The sequence below is a fragment of the Caulobacter sp. GW821-FHT12A07 genome (assembly GCF_058807655.1).
The window spans coordinates 26,609-48,130 of sequence record NZ_JBXAQX010000005.1; the positions used below are offsets into that span (position 1 = coordinate 26,609).

The 21,522-nt window shown below is 68.7% G+C and carries 17 protein-coding genes; 14 read left to right on the forward strand and 3 right to left on the reverse strand.

Annotation, left to right across the window (positions count from 1 at the left end):
• Positions 1 to 19: 19 nt before the first annotated feature.
• Positions 20 to 1,480: a cobyric acid synthase gene (locus tag AC1RRS_RS11775; RefSeq protein WP_492855328.1), complete on the reverse strand. Its 1,461-nt coding sequence runs from the start codon at positions 1,478 to 1,480 to the stop codon at positions 20 to 22.
• 89 nt (positions 1,481 to 1,569) lie between these two features.
• On the opposite strand from AC1RRS_RS11775, the gene AC1RRS_RS11780 reads away from it, so the two are divergent.
• The 13 genes from AC1RRS_RS11780 (at position 1,570) to AC1RRS_RS11840 (ending at position 18,630) form a co-directional block, all read left to right on the forward strand.
• A complete protein-coding gene (locus tag AC1RRS_RS11780; protein ID WP_110122052.1) occupies positions 1,570 to 1,863 on the forward strand; it encodes an FAD assembly factor SdhE in 294 nt (97 codons plus the stop codon).
• 49 nt (positions 1,864 to 1,912) lie between these two features.
• Complete coding sequence (mfd, locus tag AC1RRS_RS11785; RefSeq protein WP_492855330.1) at positions 1,913 to 5,377, forward strand: transcription-repair coupling factor; 3,465 nt, start codon at positions 1,913 to 1,915, stop codon at positions 5,375 to 5,377.
• A 4-nt stretch (positions 5,378 to 5,381) separates the two neighbouring features.
• Positions 5,382 to 5,885: an SUKH-3 domain-containing protein gene (locus AC1RRS_RS11790; RefSeq protein ID WP_492855331.1), complete on the forward strand. Its 504-nt coding sequence runs from the start codon at positions 5,382 to 5,384 to the stop codon at positions 5,883 to 5,885.
• Between the two features lie 112 nt (positions 5,886 to 5,997).
• Entirely contained in the window at positions 5,998 to 8,319 is a 2,322-nt protein-coding gene (locus AC1RRS_RS11795; protein WP_492855332.1) for a methyl-accepting chemotaxis protein, read from the forward strand.
• A gap of 104 nt (positions 8,320 to 8,423) precedes the next feature.
• Complete coding sequence (locus tag AC1RRS_RS11800) at positions 8,424 to 8,921, forward strand: GAF domain-containing protein (RefSeq protein ID WP_492855333.1); 498 nt, start codon at positions 8,424 to 8,426, stop codon at positions 8,919 to 8,921.
• 67 nt (positions 8,922 to 8,988) lie between these two features.
• On the forward strand, positions 8,989 to 10,128 hold the full coding sequence (locus AC1RRS_RS11805) for a GNAT family N-acetyltransferase (RefSeq protein WP_492855334.1): 1,140 nt from the start codon (positions 8,989 to 8,991) through the stop codon (positions 10,126 to 10,128).
• Complete coding sequence (locus AC1RRS_RS11810; protein WP_492855335.1) at positions 10,128 to 11,045, forward strand: glycosyltransferase family 2 protein; 918 nt, start codon at positions 10,128 to 10,130, stop codon at positions 11,043 to 11,045. Before AC1RRS_RS11805 ends, AC1RRS_RS11810 begins: the two co-directional genes overlap by 1 nt.
• 10 nt (positions 11,046 to 11,055) lie before the next feature.
• A complete protein-coding gene (locus AC1RRS_RS11815) occupies positions 11,056 to 11,973 on the forward strand; it encodes a hypothetical protein (protein ID WP_492855336.1) in 918 nt (305 codons plus the stop codon).
• 502 nt (positions 11,974 to 12,475) lie between these two features.
• Complete coding sequence (locus AC1RRS_RS11820) at positions 12,476 to 15,025, forward strand: TonB-dependent receptor plug domain-containing protein (RefSeq protein WP_492855337.1); 2,550 nt, start codon at positions 12,476 to 12,478, stop codon at positions 15,023 to 15,025.
• 208 nt (positions 15,026 to 15,233) lie between these two features.
• Positions 15,234 to 15,758, forward strand: a complete 525-nt coding sequence (locus AC1RRS_RS11825; protein WP_492855338.1) for a flavin reductase family protein — start codon at positions 15,234 to 15,236, stop codon at positions 15,756 to 15,758.
• A gap of 157 nt (positions 15,759 to 15,915) precedes the next feature.
• The gene (locus AC1RRS_RS11830) at positions 15,916 to 17,412 is read left to right on the forward strand and encodes a CoA-acylating methylmalonate-semialdehyde dehydrogenase (RefSeq protein ID WP_492855339.1); all 1,497 of its coding nucleotides are present in this window, start codon (positions 15,916 to 15,918) and stop codon (positions 17,410 to 17,412) included.
• Between the two features lie 16 nt (positions 17,413 to 17,428).
• Entirely contained in the window at positions 17,429 to 18,400 is a 972-nt protein-coding gene (locus tag AC1RRS_RS11835; protein WP_492855340.1) for a M15 family metallopeptidase, read from the forward strand.
• The gene (locus tag AC1RRS_RS11840) at positions 18,397 to 18,630 is read left to right on the forward strand and encodes a hypothetical protein (protein WP_492855341.1); all 234 of its coding nucleotides are present in this window, start codon (positions 18,397 to 18,399) and stop codon (positions 18,628 to 18,630) included. Before AC1RRS_RS11835 ends, AC1RRS_RS11840 begins: the two co-directional genes overlap by 4 nt.
• A 12-nt stretch (positions 18,631 to 18,642) precedes the next feature.
• Here AC1RRS_RS11840 and AC1RRS_RS11845 read toward each other — a convergent pair whose 3' ends face one another.
• Positions 18,643 to 19,074: a hypothetical protein gene (locus AC1RRS_RS11845; RefSeq protein WP_492855342.1), complete on the reverse strand. Its 432-nt coding sequence runs from the start codon at positions 19,072 to 19,074 to the stop codon at positions 18,643 to 18,645.
• Between the two features lie 130 nt (positions 19,075 to 19,204).
• Between AC1RRS_RS11845 and AC1RRS_RS11850 the strand changes: the two genes are divergently transcribed.
• Positions 19,205 to 20,734: a DUF1570 domain-containing protein gene (locus AC1RRS_RS11850; RefSeq protein WP_492855343.1), complete on the forward strand. Its 1,530-nt coding sequence runs from the start codon at positions 19,205 to 19,207 to the stop codon at positions 20,732 to 20,734.
• 18 nt (positions 20,735 to 20,752) lie between these two features.
• On the opposite strand, the gene AC1RRS_RS11855 is transcribed toward AC1RRS_RS11850, so the two are convergent.
• Entirely contained in the window at positions 20,753 to 21,475 is a 723-nt protein-coding gene (locus tag AC1RRS_RS11855; protein ID WP_492855344.1) for an endonuclease III domain-containing protein, read from the reverse strand.
• Between the last annotated feature and the right edge of the window lie 47 nt (positions 21,476 to 21,522).

A 21,522-nucleotide genomic window follows, 5' to 3' on the forward strand; every position in this document is an offset into this window, starting at 1 on the left:
CGCGGCCAGGAAAACCGGATCAGGGCAAGCCTGCGATGCGGGCGATGGCCTTGATGTCCAGCGACCGCTCCAGAATCTCGGCGATCTCGTCGAGCGCCGCATCGACCCGCGCCGACTGGTCGAGGCCGTCGGTCGCGACGCCGAGCGGGGCGAGCAGGGCGGTTCGCGCCGAGGCCTTGTCGAACAGGCCATGCACGTAGCCGCCGGCGATCCTGCCGTCGGCCGAGACGGCGCCGTCCGAGCCGTGGCCATCGATGGCCAGCAGCGGCCGCGCGGTCCCGGGGCCGGTCGTGCGGCCGACATGGATTTCGTAGCCCTCGAAGGCCGCTCCGTCGGCCAGACGCCCGGCGACCGGCCGCACCGTCTTGTCGCCGGCCAGCACGGTCTCGACGTCCAGCAGGCCAAGCCCCGCCGCCGCCCCCGGCGCGCCCTCGACGCCGTCCGGATCGCTCACCGTCCGGCCCAGCATCTGGTAGCCGCCGCAGACGCCCAGCACCCGGCCGCCGCGCCGGGCGTGGGCGAGGATGTCAACGTCCCAGCCGTTGGCGCGCAGGAAGGCCAGGTCCGCCAGGGTCGCCTTGGTCCCCGGCAGGATCACCAGGTCCGCGTCCGCCGGCAGCACCCCGCCGGGCGGCAGGAAGATCAGATCGATCGCCGGATCGTTCCGCAGCGGGTCGAAGTCGTCGAAATTGGCGATCCGCGACAGCATAGGCACCACCACCTTGGCGCGGCGGCCTTCGACAGGGGCGGCGGCGCGCTCCAGCACCACGGCGTCCTCGGCCGGCAGGAACCGCACCGGCGGCAGCCAGGGGACCATGCCCAGGTCCGGCCAGCCCGTCCGCTTGACGACCTCGGTCCGCCCGTCGGCGAACAACGCCGGATCGCCCCGGAACTTGTTGATGATGAAACCCTTGATCCGCGCCCGGTCGGCCTCGTCGAGCACCAGGTGCGCCCCGGCCAGGGCGGCGATCACGTGCCCCCGGTCGATGTCGCCGACCAGCGCCACCGGCACGTCGGCGGCGTGTGCGAAGCCCATGTTGGCGATGTCGCCGGCTCGGAGGTTGGTCTCGGCCGGACTGCCCGCGCCCTCGACCAGCACGAGATCGGCCTCGGCCGCCAGCCTTCGATAGCTGTCCAGCGTCGTGGCCAGCAGGTCCGGCTTCAGCCCCTGGAAGGCCCGGGCCTTGTAGTTTCCGACCACGCGGCCCTGCACCACCACCTGGGCGCCCACATCGCTCTGGGGTTTGAGCAGCACCGGGTTCATGTGCACGCTGGCCGGAGTGCGGCAGGCGATCGCCTGCAACGCCTGGGCCCGCCCGATCTCGCCGCCGTCGGCCGTGACGGCCGCGTTGTTGGACATGTTCTGCGGCTTGAACGGCCGCACCACCAGGCCGCGATTGGCGAAAAGTCGACACAGCCCCGCCACCAGGGTCGATTTGCCGACGTCGGAGCCGCAGCCCTGGATCATCAAGGAAGCCATGCCCTCGCGCCTAAAGCCGTCAGCAGGCGCGGTCAATCGACGCCGCAAAGCTGGCGCCCGGCGGCGGCGCGCTCTATATCGGCGGCCGCATGACCATCGATCACGACGCCCGCCTTCGGCGGCTGAAGTTCCGGGCCTGGCATCGCGGCTTCCGTGAAGCGGACCTCATTCTGGGGCCGTTCGCGGATACGCTTGGCCCGACCCTGACCCCCGACCAGCTCGACGTGCTGGAAACCCTGCTCGAACAGTCCGATCGCGAGATCTACGCCTGGATCGTCGGCCAGGAGGCCACGCCCGAGGCCTTCGAGACCGAGATCATGGCCATGATCCGCAAGTTCCGCTTCGAGGCCCACACCTCGCGGCCTGTCGGCGACGGCGCCTGAACCCTTTGCATCTCGGCGGGTTGTTCCTCGCCCATACTTGAAGAGCAGCATGGCCTACGACGCCAAACAGATCGCCAAGGCCGCCGGCGGCCTGACCCTGGCCGGCGCGCCCGAGGGCTTCGACGCCCTGGCGATGGCCGACATCGCCCGCGCCCGCGGCGGCCTGACCGTGTTCGTGGCCCGCGACACCGCCCGGGCCAGCGCCTTCATCGACGCGCTGAAGTTCTTCGCCCCCGAGATCGAGGCGGTGCTGCTGCCCTCGTGGGACTGCCTGCCCTATGACCGCATCGGTCCGTCGGCCGGGGTCGCCGCCACCCGCATGTGCACCCTGCATCGCCTCGCCAACGGCCTTGGCGAGGGCAAGGCGGCCATGCTGGTCGTCGCCGCGCCCGCGCTCCTGCAGCGCGTGCCGACCAGGGAAGTGCTGCTGCGCGCCAGCTACGGCGCCAAGGTCGGCCAGTCGGTCGATATCAAGGACCTTGAGCGCTACTTCGCCGTCAACGGCTATGTCCGCGCCTCCACCGTCTCCGAGCGCGGCGAGTTCGCCATCCGTGGCGGCGTCATCGACGTCTATCCGCCGGCCGCCGAAGAGCCCGTGCGTCTCGACCTGTTCGGCGACACCCTGGAGAGCATCCGCGCCTTCGATCCGGAGACCCAGCGCTCGACCAAGCAGCTGAAGTCGATCGAGCTCTTGCCAGTCAGCGAGGCCCTGCTCGACGCCGACGCCATCTCGCGCTTCCGCGGCTCCTACGTGCGCCTGTTCGGCGCGCCGGGCGATGATGCGCTCTACGCCGCGGTCAGCGACGGCGGCCGCCGCGCCGGCATGGAACACTGGCTGCCGCTGTTCTACGAGCGGATGGCGACGATCTTCGACTATCTGCCGGCCGGAACCCTGGTCGGCGTCGACCACCAGACGGCCGAGGCCCGCGACGAGCGCCTGGCGATGATCGCCGACGCCTATGACGCCCGCGCCGCCGCCGACCGCAAGTCGGCCTACCGCCCGCTGGAGCCGCACGCCCTCTACCTGACCGCCAAGGAATGGGACGAGGCGGTCGCCGACCGCCCGCACCGCCAGTTCACGCCGTTCCAGCCCCAGGGGCTCGACGTCGTCGACATGGGCGCCAAGCATGGCCGGACCTTCGCCGCCGAGCGCGCCCAGGACAGCGTCAACCTGTTCGAGGCCACCGCCGACCACGCCAAAAAGCTGGCCGGGGAGGGGAAACGCGTCCTCTTCGCCTCGTGGTCCGAAGGCTCATCCGAGCGTCTGGGCACGATGCTGGCCGACCACGGCCTCAAGAAGATCCCCTATGCCGGCTACTGGCAGGCGGCCAAGGCCAACGACCCCAAGGTCCCCCAGCGCGTCGTCCTGCCGCTCGACGCCGGCTTCGAGACCGACAGCCTGGCCGTCATCTCCGAGACCGACATCCTCGGCGATCGTCTGGCCCGCCCGCGCAAGAAGCGCCGCGCCGCCAACTTCCTGGCCGAAGCCAGCGCCCTGACGCCCGGCGACCTCGTCGTCCACATCGACCACGGCATCGGCCGCTACGAGGGCCTCAAGACCCTCGACGTCCAGGGCGCGCCGCACGACTGCCTCGACCTGATGTACGGCGGCGAGGCCAAGCTCTACCTGCCGGTCGAGAACATCGACCTTTTGACCCGCTACGGCGCCGACGGCGAGAACGTCCAGCTCGACAAGCTGGGCGGCGCGGCCTGGCAGGGCCGCAAGGCCAAGGCCAAGGAACGCCTGCGGATCATGGCCGAGGGCCTGATCCAGATCGCCGCCGCCCGCTCGCTGAAGTCGGTGGAAGAGACCGATCCGCCGTCAGGCGTGTTCGACGAATTCTGCGCCCGCTTCCCCTACGAGGAGACGGACGACCAGCTCAACGCCATCCACGACGTGCTGGAAGACCTGGCCTCGGGCAAGCCGATGGACCGCCTGATCTGCGGCGACGTCGGCTTCGGCAAGACGGAAGTCGCCCTGCGCGCCGCCTTCGTGGTGGCGATGAGCGGCAAGCAGGTGGCCATCGTCTGCCCGACGACGCTGCTGGCCCGCCAGCACTACAAGACCTTCAAGGAGCGCTTCCAGGGCTGGCCGATCAAGGTCACCCGCCTGTCGCGCCTGGTCACCGGCAAGGAAGCCGCCGACACCCGCGAGGGTCTGGCCAACGGCCAGCTGGAGATCGTGGTCGGCACCCACGCCGTGCTCAGCAAGCAGGTCGCCTTCAAGGACCTGGGCCTCGTCATCGTCGACGAGGAGCAGCACTTCGGGGTCAAGCACAAGGAGAAGCTCAAGGAGCTTCGCGCCGACGTGCACATGCTGACCCTGACCGCCACGCCCATTCCGCGTACGCTGCAGATGGCGCTGTCGGGCATCCGGGAGATGTCGATCATCGCCACGCCGCCGGTCGATCGCCTGGCGGTGCGCACCTACATCACGCCCTTCGACGCCGTCACCGTGCGCGAGGCCCTGCTGCGCGAGAAGTATCGCGGCGGCCAGGCCTATTACGTCGTGCCGCGCCTGAAGGACCTGGAGGACATCGAGAAGTTCCTCCGCACCCAGGTGCCGGAGATCAAGTACGTCGTCGGCCACGGCCAGATGAGCGCCACCCAGCTCGAGGAGGTGATGACCGCCTTCTACGAGGGCCAGTACGACGTGCTGCTCGCCACGACGATCGTCGAGAGCGGGCTCGACATCCCCTCGGCCAACACCCTCGTGGTGCACCGCGCCGACATGTTCGGCCTGGCCCAGCTCTACCAGATCCGTGGGCGCGTCGGCCGCTCCAAGGCCCGCGCCTACGCCTATCTGACGACGCCGGCCGAGAAGCAGATCACCCTGTCGGCCGAGAAGCGCCTGAAGGTGCTGCAGTCGCTCGACAGCCTGGGCGCCGGCTTCCAGCTGGCCAGCCACGACCTGGACATCCGCGGCGGCGGCAACCTGCTCGGCGACGAGCAGAGCGGCCACATCAAGGAGATCGGCGTCGAGCTCTACCAGCAGATGCTGGAGGACGCCGTGGCGGCCCTGCGCGAACGCCAGGGCGCCGAGGCCCTGCTGGAGGACCGCGCCTGGTCGCCGCAGATCAACACCGGCGCGGCCGTGATGATCCCCGACGACTACGTGCCCGATCTCAATGTGCGCCTGTCGCTCTACCGCCGCCTGTCGGAAGCCGAAAAGGCCGCCGACCGCGAGGCCCTGGCCGCCGAGATGATCGACCGGTTCGGCCCGCTGCCGCCCGAGACCGACTCCCTGCTCAAGGTCGTCGGCATCAAGGGCATGTGCCGCGAAGCCAATGTCGCCAAGATCGACGTCGGCCCCAAGGGCGCGGTGCTCAGCTTCCGCAACGACGAGTTCGCCAACCCGCTGCCGCTGATGCAGTTCATCGGCAAGAACAACCTGATCTGGAAGGCTCGTCCCGACCAGAAGGTCGTCGTGAAGGGCGAATGGGATACGCCGGCTCAGCGCCTGGACGCGGCCGAGAAGATCCTGGTCCAGCTGGTCAAGCTGGCGAAGGGGTAGGCCGGTGGATGACCTACCGTCCGACCTGACGGAGGCCTTCACAAGGGCTGGGTGGCGGCCTGGCCGGTACGCAGAGGTGAAGATCGCTGCGCCGGCGGACCACCCCGCCATCGAAATCCTCCAAACCCTTTCAGGCCTGCGGGTCGGAGAGGTGAAATCGGGTGTCGAATGCGCAGCAGGCGATATCGTCTTTACCGGCAAGACTGAGCTTCTGCCTCAGATTCGCGAGGTCGCGCGCATGGCGGGCGAGCACCTTGTCGCGATCGCCAGGACGCATGGGGAGCATGCGGTTCTCTACATCGGAGCGTCTGGGCGATGCTTTGGGGCGAGCGGCTTGATGGAGACCCCGTGGTTCGAGGGAGAAACCTTCGTGGACGCGGTGCGCTCGATCATGCTGGGACGATGCGTCAGGCCGATCCTGTTGCCAGGGCAGAAGAGTGCGACCTTCTACGGCGACGAGTATGCCGAAGGGGATCCGCGTTTCTACGATCTGGGCCAGCGCGGTTGACGGTTTGGCGGCAGTCGGGGCGCCAGATTGTCGCAGGTTAATCTCGGTTAAAGCGCCGTTAGGAATCGAGCGCCACAACCAAGCTTAAGGCTCGGGCTGTGGAGATTCTTTTATGAAGGCGTTCGGTCGGCTGACCATCGCGTGGAAGCTGGTGACGGTGGCGGGTCTGGCCATCGGGCTTCTGCTGATCGCGGCCGCCGTGGCGGTGTCGATGCACACCTCCGGCATCGTGGCGGGGCTGACGCACCGCTACGCCGACGCCGTTGCCGACGACGCCATCGAGCAGATCCGCACCGAGATCGGCCGGGTCGAGGCCACCTCGCGCTCGACCGCCGGCGCGATCGCCGCCGCCCACTCGGCCGGCCTGCGCGACCGCAAGACCTATATCGAGATGCTGCGGCCCCAGGCCGACGCCACGCCCATCGTCATGGGCAGCTGGTTCATGGCCGCGCCCAACGCCCTGGACGGCCGCGACGCCGAGTTCGCCGGCCAGACCGAGATGGGCGCCAATCCCGACGGCAGCTTCACCCCGTACTGGGTGCACGCCGACGGCAAGGTGGTGTTCCAGCCCCTCAACGAGGGCAACGAATACAGCCAGCCCTACTACACGATCCCGCGCGACACCCATAAGGCCGCGCTGCTGGAGCCCTATCCCTACACCGTCGCCGGCAAGACCGAGCTGATGACCTCGGTGGTCTATCCGGCGATGATCGGCGGCCAGTTCCTCGGCGCCACCGGCGTCGACCTGTCGCTGGACGGCGTCTCCAAGCGCCTGGAGCAGCTGAAGCCCCTGGGCGGCGGCCGCGTCATGCTGCTGTCGGCGGCCGGCAAGTGGGTGGCCCACCCCGACGCCGACAAGCGCACCACGGCCTATGCCGACGAAGGCGCCGACAAGGTCAAGGCCGCCCTGAGCGGCGGCGAGGCGGCGCTGTTCAGCGGCGTCAGGGTCGGCGACGAGGAGATGGAGCGGATGGTCCGCCCCATCGCCATTCCCGAACTGAACACCACCTGGGCGCTGGTCATGGACGTGCCGCGCTCGGCCATCACCGGTCCGGCCGACCGCCTGGCCATGATCCTGCTGGTCGGCGGCGTGGTGATCACCGGCGCCGTGCTGCTGGCCCTGTTCCTGGCCAGCGCCAGCCTGGTGCGCAAGCCGCTGTCGGGCCTGACCCAGTCGGTCGACGCCCTGAGCGCCGGTCGCTACGACCAGCCGGTGCCCGGCGTGACCGGCGGCGACGAGATCGGCGCCATCGCCCGCGCCCTCGACGGCTTCCGCCACGATCTCGCCGACGGCCAGCGCCGCCGCGCCGAGCAGGAGGCCGAACGCGCCGCCGCCGAGATCGAGCGCCAACGCCACGCCGAAGAAGCCGAGGCCTTCGCCAAGGCCCAGGCCGCCGCCGTCGCCACCCTCGGCGAAGGCATGGAGAAGCTGGCCGACGGCGACCTGATCTGGCGCATGCGCGAGGACGGCTTCGCCGGCGACGCCCGCAAGATGCCGCGCGACTTCAACGCCGCCGTCGAGAGCCTGCAGCAGACCATGGCCGGCATCCTGTCGGCCGCCCAGAGCATCCGCACCGGCTGCGCCGAGATCAGCCACGCCTCCGACGACCTGGCCCAGCGCACCGAACGTCAGGCCGCCGGCCTGGAGCAGACCGCCGCCGCCCTCGACCAGATCACCGCCACGGTGAAGAAGAGCTCTGACGGCGCCGAGCGCGCCCGACAGCTGACCGAGAGCGCCAAGGCCAACGCCGAGAAGAGCGGCAAGGTCGTCACCGAGGCCGTCCAGGCCATGGGCGGCATCGAGAAGTCGTCGCAGTCGATCACCCAGATCATCGGCGTCATCGACGAGATCGCCTTCCAGACCAACCTTTTGGCGCTGAACGCCGGCGTCGAAGCCGCGCGGGCCGGCGAGGCGGGACGTGGTTTCGCGGTCGTCGCCCAGGAAGTACGGGCCCTGGCCCAGCGCTCGGCCGACGCCGCCAAGGAGATCAAGGGCCTGATCCGCGCCTCCACCGACGAAGTCGGCAAGGGCGTGCGCCTGGTCGGCGAGACCGGCGAGACGCTGCAGCAGATCATGGAGCAGGTCTCCGAGATCAACGCCCTGGTCGGCGAGATCGCCTCGTCGGCCAAGGAGCAGGCCATCGGCCTGGCCGAGGTCAACACCGCCGTCAATCAGATGGACCAGGTCACCCAGCAGAACGCGGCCATGGTCGAGCAGTCGACCGCCGCCAGCCACGCCCTGTCCAGCGAGGCCGCCGAACTCGAACGCCTGATCGGCCGCTTCCAGGTCGGCGCCGAGGTCCGCGAACTGCGCGCGCCGCCGCGCCAGCCGGCCGCCCCGCGCCGCGAGGCCTTCCGCGAACGCTACGTCCAGGGCGCCAACGCCCTGAAGGTGGCCCCGCAGTCGCGCCCCGGCGACTGGGAGGAATTCTAGGAGCTGTGCCATTCCGGGCCGTGCCCGGAACGGGACGGTGAAGCTTGGGGAAAACGCCGTGCGCGGGGGCTCGCTTCCGCGCACGATCACGCTATATCCGGACCATGGCTGAAGCTTTCAACGACAAGACCCTCTCCGCCGACAAGGCCGCCCGCTACGCCGAGGTGGCCGACGAGATCGCCTCGGTGCTCGACGGCGAAGGCAACGTGACGGCCCGCATGGCCACGGTGGCCTCGATGCTGGCCAACAGCTTCGACCACTATTTCTGGACCGGCTTCTACGTCGTCGATCCGGCCAAGGAGCGCGAACTGGTCGTCGGCCCCTACCAGGGCACGCTGGGCTGCCTGCGCATCGCCTTCGGCCGCGGCGTCTGCGGCGCGGCCGCCGAAACCGGCCAGACCCAGCTGGTCGCCGACGTCCACGCCTTCCCGGGCCACATCGCCTGCGACGCCCGCTCGGCCAGCGAGATCGTCGTGCCGGTGTTCGACGGGCAAGGCCGCCTGCTGGCCGTCTTCGACGTGGATTCCGACCGCCCCGCCGCCTTCGACGAGACCGATAAGGTCTGGCTCGAACGCATCCTGGGCGCGACCTTCGTATCCTGAGGTTGGCCCCGAGGTTGCAGAATTGTTTCCATCATTCCTTAGCCGAGCCGGATTAGGACAGGTGGACATGCTGCAAGTCGAGACCCTGCACCCCGCCGACATGGCCCAGGCGGACGTGGCCCTGTGGCGAGCCTTCGCCGCGGCCGATCCGGCCCTGGCCAGCCCGCTGTTGGGTCCTGACTTCACCCAGGCCGTCGGCCGGGTGCGCGAGGACGCGCGGGTGGCGGTGATCCGTCGCGAGGGCGAGACCATCGGCTTCCTGCCGCACCATCGCCGCCCCGGCGGCATGGCCCGCCCGATCGGCGCGCCGCTGTCCGACTATCATGGCCTGATCGCCAAGCCCGGCGTCGAGATCGACGCGGCCCAGGTGCTGCGCGCCGCCGATCTCGCCGTGTTCCGCTACACCGGCCTTGTCGATCCGGCCCACGCCTTCGCCGCCGAGCCGACGACCGCCGCCTACGTCATCGACATCGGCGAGGACGTCGAGGCCTATCTGGAGGCCGTCCGCTCGGGCAGCCCCAAGAAGATCAAGAACTACCGCCGCCTGGACAACAAGCTCGAGCGCGAGATGGGGCAGGTGGCGCTGAAGGCCGCCGACGACTCCCAGGAGTCGTTCGACCAGCTGATCGCCTGGAAGCGCGAGCAGATCGAGCGCACAGGCGTGCACGATTTCCTGCGCCCGCAATGGACGCGCGACCTGTTCCAGACCCTGTTCGAGACCCGCGAGGGCGACTTCCGGGGGCTGATGATCAACCTCTACGCCGGCGGCCAGCTGGTGGCCGGCCACTTCGGGGTGCGCCGGGGCGCGACCTACCATCCGTGGATCGCCTCGACCAATCCGGCCTTCGCCGCCTGGTCGCCGGGCCAGATCTTCTTTCCCCGGGCCATCGCGGCCATGCCGGAGCAGGGCCTGTCGCGCTACGACCTTGGTCCAGGCTCCGACCACTACAAGCACTCCTACGGCCTGACCCAGACCCTGATCGCCGACGGGGCGATCACCTCGGCCAGCATGGCCGGCCGCGTCGCCCACTCGGTGGAAGGCGTCTGGGCTCTGGCCGGCGCCAACGGCCAGGGACCGGTTGCGCGCCTGCGCCGGCGCATGGACATCATCGCCAGCACCGAGCTTACGATGGGCGGGCGCGTGAAGGGGCTGGTCGACGCCGTCGCCTCCCAGGGCCGCCGCCGCAACGCGACGATGGAGATCTGATGGCGCGCGTGACGATCATGATCCCGACCCAGCGTCGGCCCGGCGGCCTCACCGTCGCGGCCCGCTCGGTCCTGGCCCAGGCCGGGGTGGATCACTCGGAACTCGAGCTCGTGATCGTCGACAACGACCAGACGCCCTCGGCCCAACCGGTCGCGGAGGCTCTGGCCGCGCAAGCGCCGTTCCCCGTCCACTACGTGCACGAGCCCCGCGCCGGCGTCGCCAACGCCCGCAACGCCGGCATGACAAAGGCGTCGGGCGAGTTCATCGCCTTCCTCGACGACGACGAGGAGGCCCCGGCCGGCTGGCTGGCCGCGCTTCTGGCGGCTCAGGACCGCTATGCCGCCGATGTCGTCTTCGGACCCGTCCGCGGACGCGCGCCGGAGGGCGCCGCTCATCGCGACTATCTGGAGCGGTTCTTCTCGCGCCTTGGCCCGGATCAGGCCGGCGTCATCGACCACTATTACGGCTGCGGCGACAGCCTGCTGAAGCGCTCCAGCCTGCCTGATCCGCTCGCGCCCTTCGCCGTCGAGCGCAACCATATCGGCGGCGAGGACGACATGCTGTTTGGCCACATGCAGGCGGCCGGCGCGGTCTTCGCCTGGGAGCCGCAGGCGTGGGTCTGGGAAGACCCTCTGCCCGAGCGCCTGACCCTCGACTACACGATCCGCCGCGCCTTCGCCTACGGCCAGGGTCCCTCGGCCCACTGCGCCGCCGCCGTGCCGCCGGATCGGGCGGGCGTCGCCCGCTGGATGGTCGTCGGTGTCGTCCAGGCCGCCCTGTTCGGTGCCGTGGCCGGCTTCAAGTGGCTGACCCGCGCTGGCGACCGGGCCGAATGGCTCGACCGCGCCGCCCGGGGCCTCGGCAAGACCCTGTGGTGGGGCCCCTTCAAGATCCACTTCTATGGACACTCGGCGTGAGGCTGGCGTCATGACCATCATCCACGACTGGACCCCGGAAAAGGCCAAGGCCTTCGGCCGCGAGAACCTGGTCTTCAAGCACGGCCTGCACGAGCGGCCGATGTTCGACGACGAAGGCCTGGCGCGCCTGCTCGACCGCTATCCGCGCGAGCTGCTGGGCGTCTTCACCATGGGCGAGGATCCCAGGGCCTGGACCACCTGGCGCAAGGGCTCGGCGGGCAACCTCTCGGGCGACCAGCTGCTGGAGGCCGCCAAGGCCGGCCGCATCTGGCTGAACCTGCGCCACACCAACGACCACGTCCCCGAATACGCCGCCCTCTGCGACGAGATCTTCGCCGAGAAGGAGAGGGAGGTCCCGGGCCTCAAGACCTTCAAGCGCGATCTCGGCATGTTGATCAGCAGCGCCAACGCCCAGGTCTTCTACCATCTCGACGTGCCGCTGGTGTCGCTGTGGCAGATCCGGGGCGTCAAGAAGGTCTGGGTCTATCCGGTCGCCGATCCTTACGTCGGCGAATTGGCCCTGGAGAAGATCGTGCTGCGCGAGACCGCCGAGCAGTTCGCCTTCGAGCCCGCGTGGGACGCCGGCGCCCAGGCCGTCGAGCTGACGCCCGGCTCCATGGTCACCTGGAAGCAGAACGCCCCGCACCGGATCGAGAACGGCCCGATGCTGAACGTCTCGATCTCGATCGAATTCATGACCCCGCCGGCCCTGATGCGCGCCAATGTCATCTACGCCAACGGCGTGCTGCGCCGCCGGCTGGGCGCCCGTCCCAAGGTCCAGGCGGGCTTTGGCCCCACCGCGCTTGGCAAGCTGGCCATCGCCCGCGGCGCCAAGGCGCTGAACCTGCAGACCCCGCACGTGCGCCACCTGCCGGTGACCTTCGGCCTCGACGCCGCCCGGCCCGGCGTGCTGGTCGAGCACGCCTAGGCGCGGCCCAGGCCCTACGCACCGACAGACCCCGGCGGCGCGCTCCGATCGCGCTCCCGTTCGGCTGACCGTCGTGTGACGCGCTCGGCCGACTCCTCCTGGGGTTGAAGCTGGCGTCGGCTGCTCGTTGGCGCCGCAATCATGATCATCGCGCTGCAAAAAATCATGGCGGGCGCCGTGCAAAGGGGCGCCGACGCGCCTGAAGGCCCCGTTACGCCCCGAGGACGGCGGGAGCTATTGCGCAAGTTGCAAGCCTGACGAACTGTTTCAGCGGCGACATTCTTCGAATGTATCGCCCGACTTTTATTATCAAATAAGAACACTCGAACCGGGAAGCACCACGGAGAAAGCAAACGCGCGCGCATAGCGCCACGAGGGGGTATGCATGACTAAGTGCTCACGGACTATTTTGCTTTCGGGTATTTCAGCGTTTTCTCTGACCTTGGCGTACGCAAGCCTGGCCAATGCGGCCGATCTAGCGGCCGAACCGGCTGAGCCGGCCGTGACCGAGGTCGATACGGTCATCGTCCTCGGCACGCGCAGAACCGACCGGTCGGTGGTGGACTCGCCGTCTCCGATCGATGTCTTCGGCGGCGAAGAGCTTGCCCGCCAGCCGGCCGCCGACATGCTGGACGTCGTCAAGAACCTCGTCCCGTCGTTCTACGTCCCGCAGAACACCATCTCCGACGCCTCGACCTTCGTGCGCGCGCCGTCCCTGCGCGGCCTCGGCGCCGACCAGGTGCTCGTGATGATCAACGGCAAGCGCTACAACCGCTCCGCCCTGGTCCAGGTCGTCACGGGCGGCGATACGGCCCTGTCGCTGGGCGCGCAGGCCGTCGACCTGTCGATGATCCCGTCGATCGCCGTCAAGAGCCTGCAGATCCTGCGCGACGGCGCGACCGCCCAATACGGTTCCGACGCCATCGGCGGCGTCATCAACTACGGCCTGCGCGACGCCGACAGCGGCTTCGAGGCCCAGGCGCGCTACGGCCAGACCTATGCCGGCGACGGCGAGAGCTATCAGTTCGCGGTCAACGGCGGCTTCAAGCTGTTCGACGCCGGTTTCGTCAACGTGTCGGCCGAGTATTTCGACGACGGCGAGACCAGCCGCGGCGCCACGCGGCCCATCGCGGCCGTCTTCGCGGCCAACAATCCCACCCTGGCCAACCAGCTGCCCAACTATCCCGGCCCGGCGCAGATCTGGGGCTCGTCGCCGACCAACGGCTACAAGGTGTTCGTCAACTCCGCCTACGACGTCAACGACAACACCAGCATCTATCTGACGGCCAATGTCGGGCATCGCGAGGCCGATCAGAGCTTCAACTATCGCTCACCGATCTCGGCCCCGACGCCGCTGGCGGTCAATAACGGCACCGGCACGCCGGCCACCGGCTCGCCCGGCCGCAACGGTTCCTTCGCCCCGATCTATCTGACGCCTTGCCCGACCGGCAACGCCACCTGTCCCACGGGCGGCTTCGTCAAGGACGGCAACACCTTCAGCTTCACGTCCATCTATCCGGCGGGCTTCACCCCGCGCTTCCAGGGCGAGGTCGAACAGTTCTACGGCACGATGGGCGTCAAGGGTAAGGCTGACAGCGGCCTGACCTACGATCTCTCGGCGACCGTGGCGAAAAACTCGCTCGACCTAGCGATGACCAAGTCGCTCAACGCCTCCTTCGGTCCGGCCAGCCAGACGTCGTTCAAGTTCGGCAAGCTGATCCAGCGCGAAACCAACCTGAACCTCGACCTGACCTATCCGCTTGAAGTCGGGTTCGCGAGCCCGGTCACCCTGTCGGGCGGCGCCGAGTTCCGGCACGAGGAGTATGAAGCCACCGCCGGCGACCTGCAGTCCTACGCCGCGGGCCCCTACGCCGTGCAGCCGCTGTACGTGCAGGTCTCGCCCGGCGTCTACACGCGCTCGATCGTGGGCGGCAATCCCGAGACGGCCTCGCAGTCGCCCGGCGCCAGCGGCTATGGCGGCACCAGCCCGGCCTCGGCCAAGACCTCGACCCAGAGCAACTACGGCGTCTATCTGGGCGCCGAGACCGACGTCACCGAAGCCTTCACGGTCGGCGTCGCCGGGCGCTACGAGGACTACGACACCTTCGGCGACACCGTGGTGGGCAAGGTCAACGCCCTCTATCGGTTCTCCGGGATGTTCTCGGTGCGCGGCACCGTCGGCACCGGCTTCCACGCCCCGTCGCCTGGGCAGAGCAACACCGAGATCCTGACGACGGCCTTCGCTCCTGGCGGCGAGCAGGTCCAGACCGGCACCTATCCGGTGACCAGCGCCATCGCCCAGTATTTCGGCGCCAAGACCCTGACGCCTGAAGAGTCCACCAACTACGGCGTCGGGTTCATCTTCAACCCGATGAGCAACTTCACCCTCACGGTCGACGGCTACTTCATCAAGGTGAAGGACCGCATCAGCATCACCAGCACCTTCGATGTCACCGCGGCCGACATCGTCGCCCAGCCCGCGCTCGCCGCGGTCGGCGTCGGCGGCGCCGTGGCCTATTTCACCAACGGCTTCGACACCGAGACCAAGGGGATCGACGCCGTCGCCAGCTATCGCACCGAGCTGCTGGACAACCCGCTGAGCCTTACCCTGGCCTACAGCTACAACAAGAGCGAGGTCACCAAGTCCGACCCCGTAGCCATCGGCGCCGACCGGATCTACGACATCGAGAACATCACGCCCAAGCACCGCGCCAATGTCTCGGCCAGCTACGAGATCGCCGGCTTCCTGATCAACGCCCGGGGCAACTACTACAGCAAGTGGAGCACCAACCAGGACTATCCCGGCCAGACGTTCGGCGCGAAGGTCACCGCCGACCTCGACATCAGCTATACGGTCGCGGAGAAGTACACGCTCACCGTCGGGGCCAATAACCTGTTCGACGAATATCCGGACAAGCTGGCCCCGACCACGGCCAACCCGATCTACGCCATCACCGGCAGCACGGCCGACGGTCAGATCTACCCGCGCTCGGGCGGCCCGTTCGGCATGAACGGCGGCTTCTGGTACGCGCGCCTGAAAGTGAAATACTAGGCGCTTCGAACTTGCCGTCTCCACGGGGCGGCGAGACGGGGAGGCGGCCAGGGCGTTCCTGGCCGTCTTCTCGCGTCCTCCAAGGTCGCCAGCGCGCGAACGCGGGTGATCAGCAAGTAAGCAAAAACTTCATTAGAGCGCCGTGACGTCTTCGGGGCGGGATCGCGCCCTTGCCCGTGGCTCGCCTTTGCCTCACAGCTTGGTCACGATGAGTCAGGCAGTCACGATTGAACTTGGGGAAGGCGGCGAACACGACGCTCGCGCCCTGCGCAACGCTTTCGGGTGTTTCACCACCGGCGTCACGGTCATCACGACCTTGGCCGAGGATGGCCGCCGCGTCGGCCTGACCGCCAATTCCTTCACGTCGGTTTCGCTGGATCCGCCGCTGGCCCTGGTCTGCGTCGACCTGAAGTCGTCCAGCCTGCCGGCGCTGGACGCGGCCGGACGCTTCGCCGTCAACGTGCTGCACGCCGACCACCAGGCCCTGGCCCGCCAGTTCGTCCAGAAGGGCGTCGATCGCTTCGCCGGCATCGACACCGAGACCTGGCGCACCGGCGTGCCGATCCTGCCGGGCTGCATGGCCAATTTCGAGTGCGAGACCCACCACGTCTTCGACGCCGGCGACCACCGGGTCTATGTCGGCCGCGTGGTCAAGCTGCGCTACGACCCCGACCATGAGCCGCTGGTCTATCTCCAGGGCCGGTTCCGCCGGGTCCACGTAGACGCTGAATAGGCAAAGCGCGCCAGGGTTAGGTGTAGGCGGCTAACCCGCCCGGGCGCGCGCTAAATGTCTGCCCTGGAACCCGAAGGGATCCAGGGTCAGATTTTCCAGGATACGCGCCGTTTCTCGGATGCTATTGACGCCGAAAAACAGCGTTAGGGAGCGCATCATGCGAGACATCGCCCATTTCGTGAACGGCCAAGCCCTCATCGGCGCCTCGGGGCGCTACGGCGACGTCTTCAATCCCAACACCGGCGAGGTCCAGGCCCGCGTCCAGGTCGCCAGCGACGCCGAGATCGACGCCGCCGTCCAGGCCGCTGCGAAAGCGCAGATCGGCTGGGCCGCCACCAACCCGCAGCGCCGCGCCCGGGTGATGTTCGAGTTCAAGCGCCTGATCGAGCGCGACATGAATTCGCTGGCCGAGATCCTGTCGTCCGAGCACGGCAAGGTCATCGCCGACAGCAAGGGCGACATCCAGCGCGGCCTCGAGGTCATCGAGTTCGCCTGCGGCATCCCCCACATCCTCAAGGGCGAATACACCGAAGGCGCGGGTCCCGGCATCGACGTCTATTCGATGCGCCAGCCGCTGGGCGTCGTCGCGGGCATCACCCCGTTCAACTTCCCGGCCATGATCCCGATGTGGATGTTCGGCGTCGCCATCGCCGTCGGCAACACCTTCATCCTCAAGCCGTCGGAGAAGGATCCCACGGTTCCGGTGAAGCTCGCCGAGCTGATGATGGAGGCCGGCGCGCCCGAGGGCGTGCTGAATGTGATCCATGGCGACAAGAGCGCCGTCGACGCCATCCTGACCCATCCGGAGATCAAGGCCGTCAGCTTCGTCGGCAGCTCCGACATCGCCCACTACGTCTACCAGACCGGCACGGCGCACGGAAAACGCGTCCAGGCCATGGGCGGCGCCAAGAACCACGGCATCGTCCTGCCCGACGCCGACCTCGACCAGGTCGTGAAAGACCTCTCCGGCGCGGCCTTCGGTTCCGCTGGCGAGCGCTGCATGGCCCTGCCGGTCGTCGTCCCGGTCGGCCAGAAGACCGCCGACGAGCTGCGCGAGCGCCTGGTCGCCGAGATCGAGACCCTGCAGGTCGGGATCTCCACCGACCTGGCCGCCCACTACGGCCCTGTGGTCAGCGCCCAGCACCGCGCCAAGATCGCCGACTACATCCAGATCGGCGTCGACGAGGGCGCGGAACTGGTGGTCGACGGCCGCGACTTCTCGCTTCAAGGCTTCGAGAAGGGCTTCTTCATCGGCCCGTCGCTGTTCGACGGCGTCAAGAAGGGCATGAAGACCTACCAGGAGGAAATCTTCGGTCCCGTTCTCCAGATGGTCCGCGCCGAAAGCTTCGAGGAGGCCATCGCCCTGCCGTCCGAGCACCAGTACGGCAACGGCGTCGCCATCTTCACCCGAAACGGCCGCGCCGCCCGCGAGTTCGCCCAGCGTGTGAACGTCGGCATGGTCGGCATCAACGTGCCGATCCCGGTGCCGGTGGCCTATCACACCTTCGGCGGCTGGAAGCGCAGCGCGTTTGGCGACACCAACCAGCACGGCGTCGAGGGCGTGAAGTTCTATACCAAGGTCAAGACGGTCACGGCGCGCTGGCCGGAAGGCGACGTCGAGGACAGCGCCTTCGTCATCCCGACCATGAAGTAGCGGGCAGGGGGCGGCGATGGGCCAGACGCGCAGGACGATCGCCGCCGGCATGCTGGCTTCGGGGCTCTCGCCCGGCTTGGCCCTGGCCGCCGTCGACCTAGCCCTGATCGGCCAGTACGGCGTTCCCGAGGCGCCGGTGACGGTCTTCGAGGCCGACGACGGCGGCCTCGGTCTCTTCGACCATGGCCAGCCGGCCCGGCGGCTGTCGCCGCTGGGGGCGGGCCGCTACGCCGTCGAGGGCGGCGGCGAACTGCTGGTCACGGCCCGAGGGATCCGCAGGGACGGCGCCGTCCTGCCTCGCCGCGACTTCGGGGCCGAGGTCCAGGCCGGCATCCGCCGCGCCGTCCGCGCCGATCCCAAGGCCCTTCGCGCTCGGGCGCTTGCCGCGACGCCGCCGAAGGAGAGCGGCCAGTTCCTGCAGGCCGATCTCGTCGATCTGGCCACGATCGACCCGACGATCGCCTTCGACATCCGCTACGCCGGCCGCGACAACTTCATGGGGCTGAAGCTCTACGAACGTTCGGCCGCCTGGCTCCAGCGTCCGGCCGCCCAGGCGTTGGGTCGCGCCGCCAAGGCGCTGGCGACGCAAGGCTATGGCCTGACGATCCACGACGCCTATCGCCCATGGTTCGTCACCTGGATGTTCTGGGAGGCGACGCCGCCGGCCAGCCGCGTCTTCGTCGCCGATCCGGCCAAGGGCTCGCGCCACAACCGCGGCTGCGCCGTCGATCTGACGCTCCACGACCTTGCGACCGGCGCCGTCGTCCAGATGCCAAGCCGCTACGACGAGATGTCGACCCGTTCCTACGCCGACTTCGCCGGCGGAACGGCCCGGCAGCGGGCGCTGCGCCAGATCCTGCGCGACGCCATGGTCGCTCAGGGCTTCGAGATCTATCCCGAAGAGTGGTGGCACTTCGACTACGGCGACTGGCGCCGCTATCGCATCGGCGTGAAAACCTTCACCGAACTGGCAAGCCCCGCAGGATGATCCTGAACATCATAGACAGCCGTAAGCGCCCGTACCGCTGGAAGAAGGTGCACGCCATCATCGAGGCGACCTGGCACGACAACAGCTGCGCCGATTCGGATCAGGCCGACCGGCCCGACGATGATCACTATGTGATGTTCGACGAAAGGTGCGGCCTGTCGGTCAGCGAGGCCATCGCCTGGGCCAGCGCCATGCCCGACCCTGTCACCCTGTTCTTGCGCGACGATTGAGGCCGCGGGCTTTCAGTCCAGCCACTCGAAGCGCGTCACCGCCCAGCCGTAAGACCGGATCCGCCAGCCGTCGGCCTCGCGGACCTGCACGAACGTCCAGCCGCCATGCTCGACGAACCGCCGCCCGTCGCGCACGCCGGTCCACTGCGTCGGCAGGGTGAAGTGAACCGTCTCGTCGGTCAGCACGAAGTCCTGGGCCGGCCCGAACCCGTGTTTCAGGTCGCCGATGCCGCCCGCGTGCCCGGTCATGATGCCCCGCCATTGCGCCAGGCCCACCTGGCCCAGGAACACATGCGGCGGAAAATTCTCCAGGATCGTCACCTCGCCGGTCGAGAACACGCCGTCGAGCAGGGGCTCGTCCACCGTCTCGAGGAACCGCGCCAGCGCTTGCGGAGCGGCCATCATGGCGGCGTCCGGCCCTTCGGCCTTGGGATGCTCGCTCATCGACGTCGTCTCCTCGTCCGCCCAGCCGTGATTCCGCGCCAGCCTAGCGCGCCGCCTACAGCGAGGCTTGCGCCGCTCGCGGATTTATCACATCAATCAATGTAAAGTTGCGAGCGTTTAGGGGGCGTGAGTGCGTATCGACAGGCGGGCCGTGATCACGGCCGGGACGGCGTCGGCCTGGCTGTTGGCCGCCGGAGCCCAGGCCCAGGAACCCACCGGCCGCTGGGTGCGCGCCGAAAGTCCCCACTTCGTCGTCTATTCCGCCGACGGCGAGCGCGAGGCGCGCGAATACGCCCTGATGCTGGAAGACTTCGACGGCGTCCTGCGCCGCTTCCACGGCAAGCAGGACGCGCCGGCCGGGCGCAAGCTGCCGGTCTATCTGGTTCGCGACAACGAGCAGCTGCAGAGGGTGTTTCCCGGCTCCGACCGCGCCGCCGGCATCTACACCCCGTCTCTGCAGGAGATCTTCATCGTCGCCGTCAAGGGCGTCGGCGACTACAGCACCCTCGACCTGACCGTCGGCGACAACGTCGTGCTGCACGAATATGTGCACCACTTCATCATGCAGTACTTCCCCGACGGCTATCCGGCCTGGCTCTCGGAAGGCCTGCCCGAGTACTATTCGACCATCGACCTCAAGCCCAAGCGGGTGTTCGTCGGCGGCCCCAACAACCTGCGGGCCTTCTCGCTGCGCCAGCGCTCCTGGCTATCGGCGGACAAGCTGCTGAGCAGCAATCGCCGCCAGATCGACGAGCAGAGCGTTGGCGTGTTCTACGGCCAGGCCTGGCTGCTGACCCATTACGTCTGGAGCAACGCCGAGCGGCGCCAGAAGCTGGGCGCCTATCTCGACCGCTACCGCGACGGTCAGGATCCGATGAAGGCCTGGACCGAGGTCTATGGCGACGACGCCAGAGGCCTGGAGAGCAAGCTCAAGAGCTACATGAACACCCGCCTGATGGGCGTGGAGATGACCCGCGACGGCCCGCCGACGCCGCCGATCACGGTGACGGCCATGCCGGCCGGGGCCGACGACCTGCTGCTCGACGTCCAGCTGCTCAAGCGCTTCGTTCCCACGGACAAGGACAAGGTGCTGGCCAGGGTGCGCACCCAGGCCGCCAAGCGCCCCACCGAACGCTTCAGCCGCACGGCGCTGGCCCGGGCCGAGGTGCATCTGGGCGATCGCGACGCTGGCGAGGCGATCCTGGAACGGCTGCTGGCCGAGAAGCCCGACGACCTGGAAGCCCTGCAACTGGCCGCCTTCAGCCGCATCTATCGCTCCGAGAAGGCCCCGGCCCAGGCGCGCGCCCTGTTGAACGAGGCGGCGGTCTATCTCGGCCGGGCCAACAAGCTCGACCCCGACAACTACCTGACCCTCTATGGTTATGGCCGCACCCAGCGCGGCGTCGGCAAACCGACCGAGAACACGCTGAACGTCGTGGCCCGCGCCGTCGAACTGGCGCCCCAGCAGCCGACCCTGCGCATGACCGCCGGCCAGACCTTCATGGAGGCCGGCGCCTACGAGGAAGCCCGCTACTTCCTCGAACCGGCGGCCAACAACCCGCACGGCGGCGGTTTCGCCACGGCCGCCCAGAAGCTGCTCGACCAGATCAACGCCAAGGAAGCCGCCGCCGGAGCCAAGCCGGCCGCCAAGACGAGCTGAAGGCCCGGCCCGTCGGTTTCAGCCCTGCGGCCGCCAGGCCAGCACCTGCGCGCCCTCGACGCCGACGCGCCGGCACTGCGCCTTCAGCGGACAGGCCCCGCACCGGGGCGCGTCGTGCGGGCACAGCATCTGGCCCAGGCCGTGCTTCATCAGGCAGTGCAGTTCGAAGAGGTCGTCGGCCGTCCAGCTGTCGGGAACCAGCGCCATCAGGCCATGGTAGCTGTGCGTCGGATCGCCGGGACCGACCAGGCCCAGGCGCTGTGCGGTGCGGTGCACGTGGCTGTCGACCACCAGGTCGCGCATGGCCAGGGTGCTGAAGTTGAGCACGCTGGCGGCGACCTTCTGGCCGACGCCGGGCAGGGCGCGCAGCTCGTGCCGGGCCTGCTCGACAGTTTGATTGCGCAGGTGGCTGAGCGACAGCCAGCCGACCCGCGCCTCGATCATCCGCAGCGCCAGCGGCAGCCGCCGGGCCTTGTCCTGCGCGAACTGCACGTCCGCGATCAGGTCGAGCACCGCATCGGGCTCGGCTCGCGCCAGATCCTCCCAGTTCCGGAACGCGCCCTGCAGCCGCAGGAACGCCGCCCACGACACCGCATCCAGCGTGCGATGGCTGATCGACGATTTCACCAGCTGCGAGACCGGATCCATCCGCGCCTTGGGGCGCTGCGGGCCGAAGGCCTCGAGCAGGGCGTCGCGCACGCCTTCGAGGGGCGAGCAGGCGAGGTTCAGGGATAGCTGCATGGCGCGACCAATTGGAACATAATGGGAACATTATGCGTCGATCAACA

What these genes read in the sequence shown, in the direction of transcription:
- AC1RRS_RS11775 (WP_492855328.1), bottom strand. Translation starts at nt 1,480, where the DNA reads ATGGCTTCCTTGATGATCCAGGGCTGCGGCTCCGACGTCGGCAAATCG.
- AC1RRS_RS11780 (WP_110122052.1), top strand. Translation starts at nt 1,570, where the DNA reads ATGACCATCGATCACGACGCCCGCCTTCGGCGGCTGAAGTTCCGGGCC.
- mfd (WP_492855330.1), top strand. Translation starts at nt 1,913, where the DNA reads ATGGCCTACGACGCCAAACAGATCGCCAAGGCCGCCGGCGGCCTGACC.
- AC1RRS_RS11795 (WP_492855332.1), top strand. Translation starts at nt 5,998, where the DNA reads ATGAAGGCGTTCGGTCGGCTGACCATCGCGTGGAAGCTGGTGACGGTG.
- AC1RRS_RS11800 (WP_492855333.1), top strand. Translation starts at nt 8,424, where the DNA reads ATGGCTGAAGCTTTCAACGACAAGACCCTCTCCGCCGACAAGGCCGCC.
- AC1RRS_RS11805 (WP_492855334.1), top strand. Translation starts at nt 8,989, where the DNA reads ATGCTGCAAGTCGAGACCCTGCACCCCGCCGACATGGCCCAGGCGGAC.
- AC1RRS_RS11810 (WP_492855335.1), top strand. Translation starts at nt 10,128, where the DNA reads ATGGCGCGCGTGACGATCATGATCCCGACCCAGCGTCGGCCCGGCGGC.
- AC1RRS_RS11815 (WP_492855336.1), top strand. Translation starts at nt 11,056, where the DNA reads ATGACCATCATCCACGACTGGACCCCGGAAAAGGCCAAGGCCTTCGGC.
- AC1RRS_RS11825 (WP_492855338.1), top strand. Translation starts at nt 15,234, where the DNA reads ATGAGTCAGGCAGTCACGATTGAACTTGGGGAAGGCGGCGAACACGAC.
- AC1RRS_RS11830 (WP_492855339.1), top strand. Translation starts at nt 15,916, where the DNA reads ATGCGAGACATCGCCCATTTCGTGAACGGCCAAGCCCTCATCGGCGCC.
- AC1RRS_RS11835 (WP_492855340.1), top strand. Translation starts at nt 17,429, where the DNA reads ATGGGCCAGACGCGCAGGACGATCGCCGCCGGCATGCTGGCTTCGGGG.
- AC1RRS_RS11840 (WP_492855341.1), top strand. Translation starts at nt 18,397, where the DNA reads ATGATCCTGAACATCATAGACAGCCGTAAGCGCCCGTACCGCTGGAAG.
- AC1RRS_RS11845 (WP_492855342.1), bottom strand. Translation starts at nt 19,074, where the DNA reads ATGAGCGAGCATCCCAAGGCCGAAGGGCCGGACGCCGCCATGATGGCC.
- AC1RRS_RS11855 (WP_492855344.1), bottom strand. Translation starts at nt 21,475, where the DNA reads ATGCAGCTATCCCTGAACCTCGCCTGCTCGCCCCTCGAAGGCGTGCGC.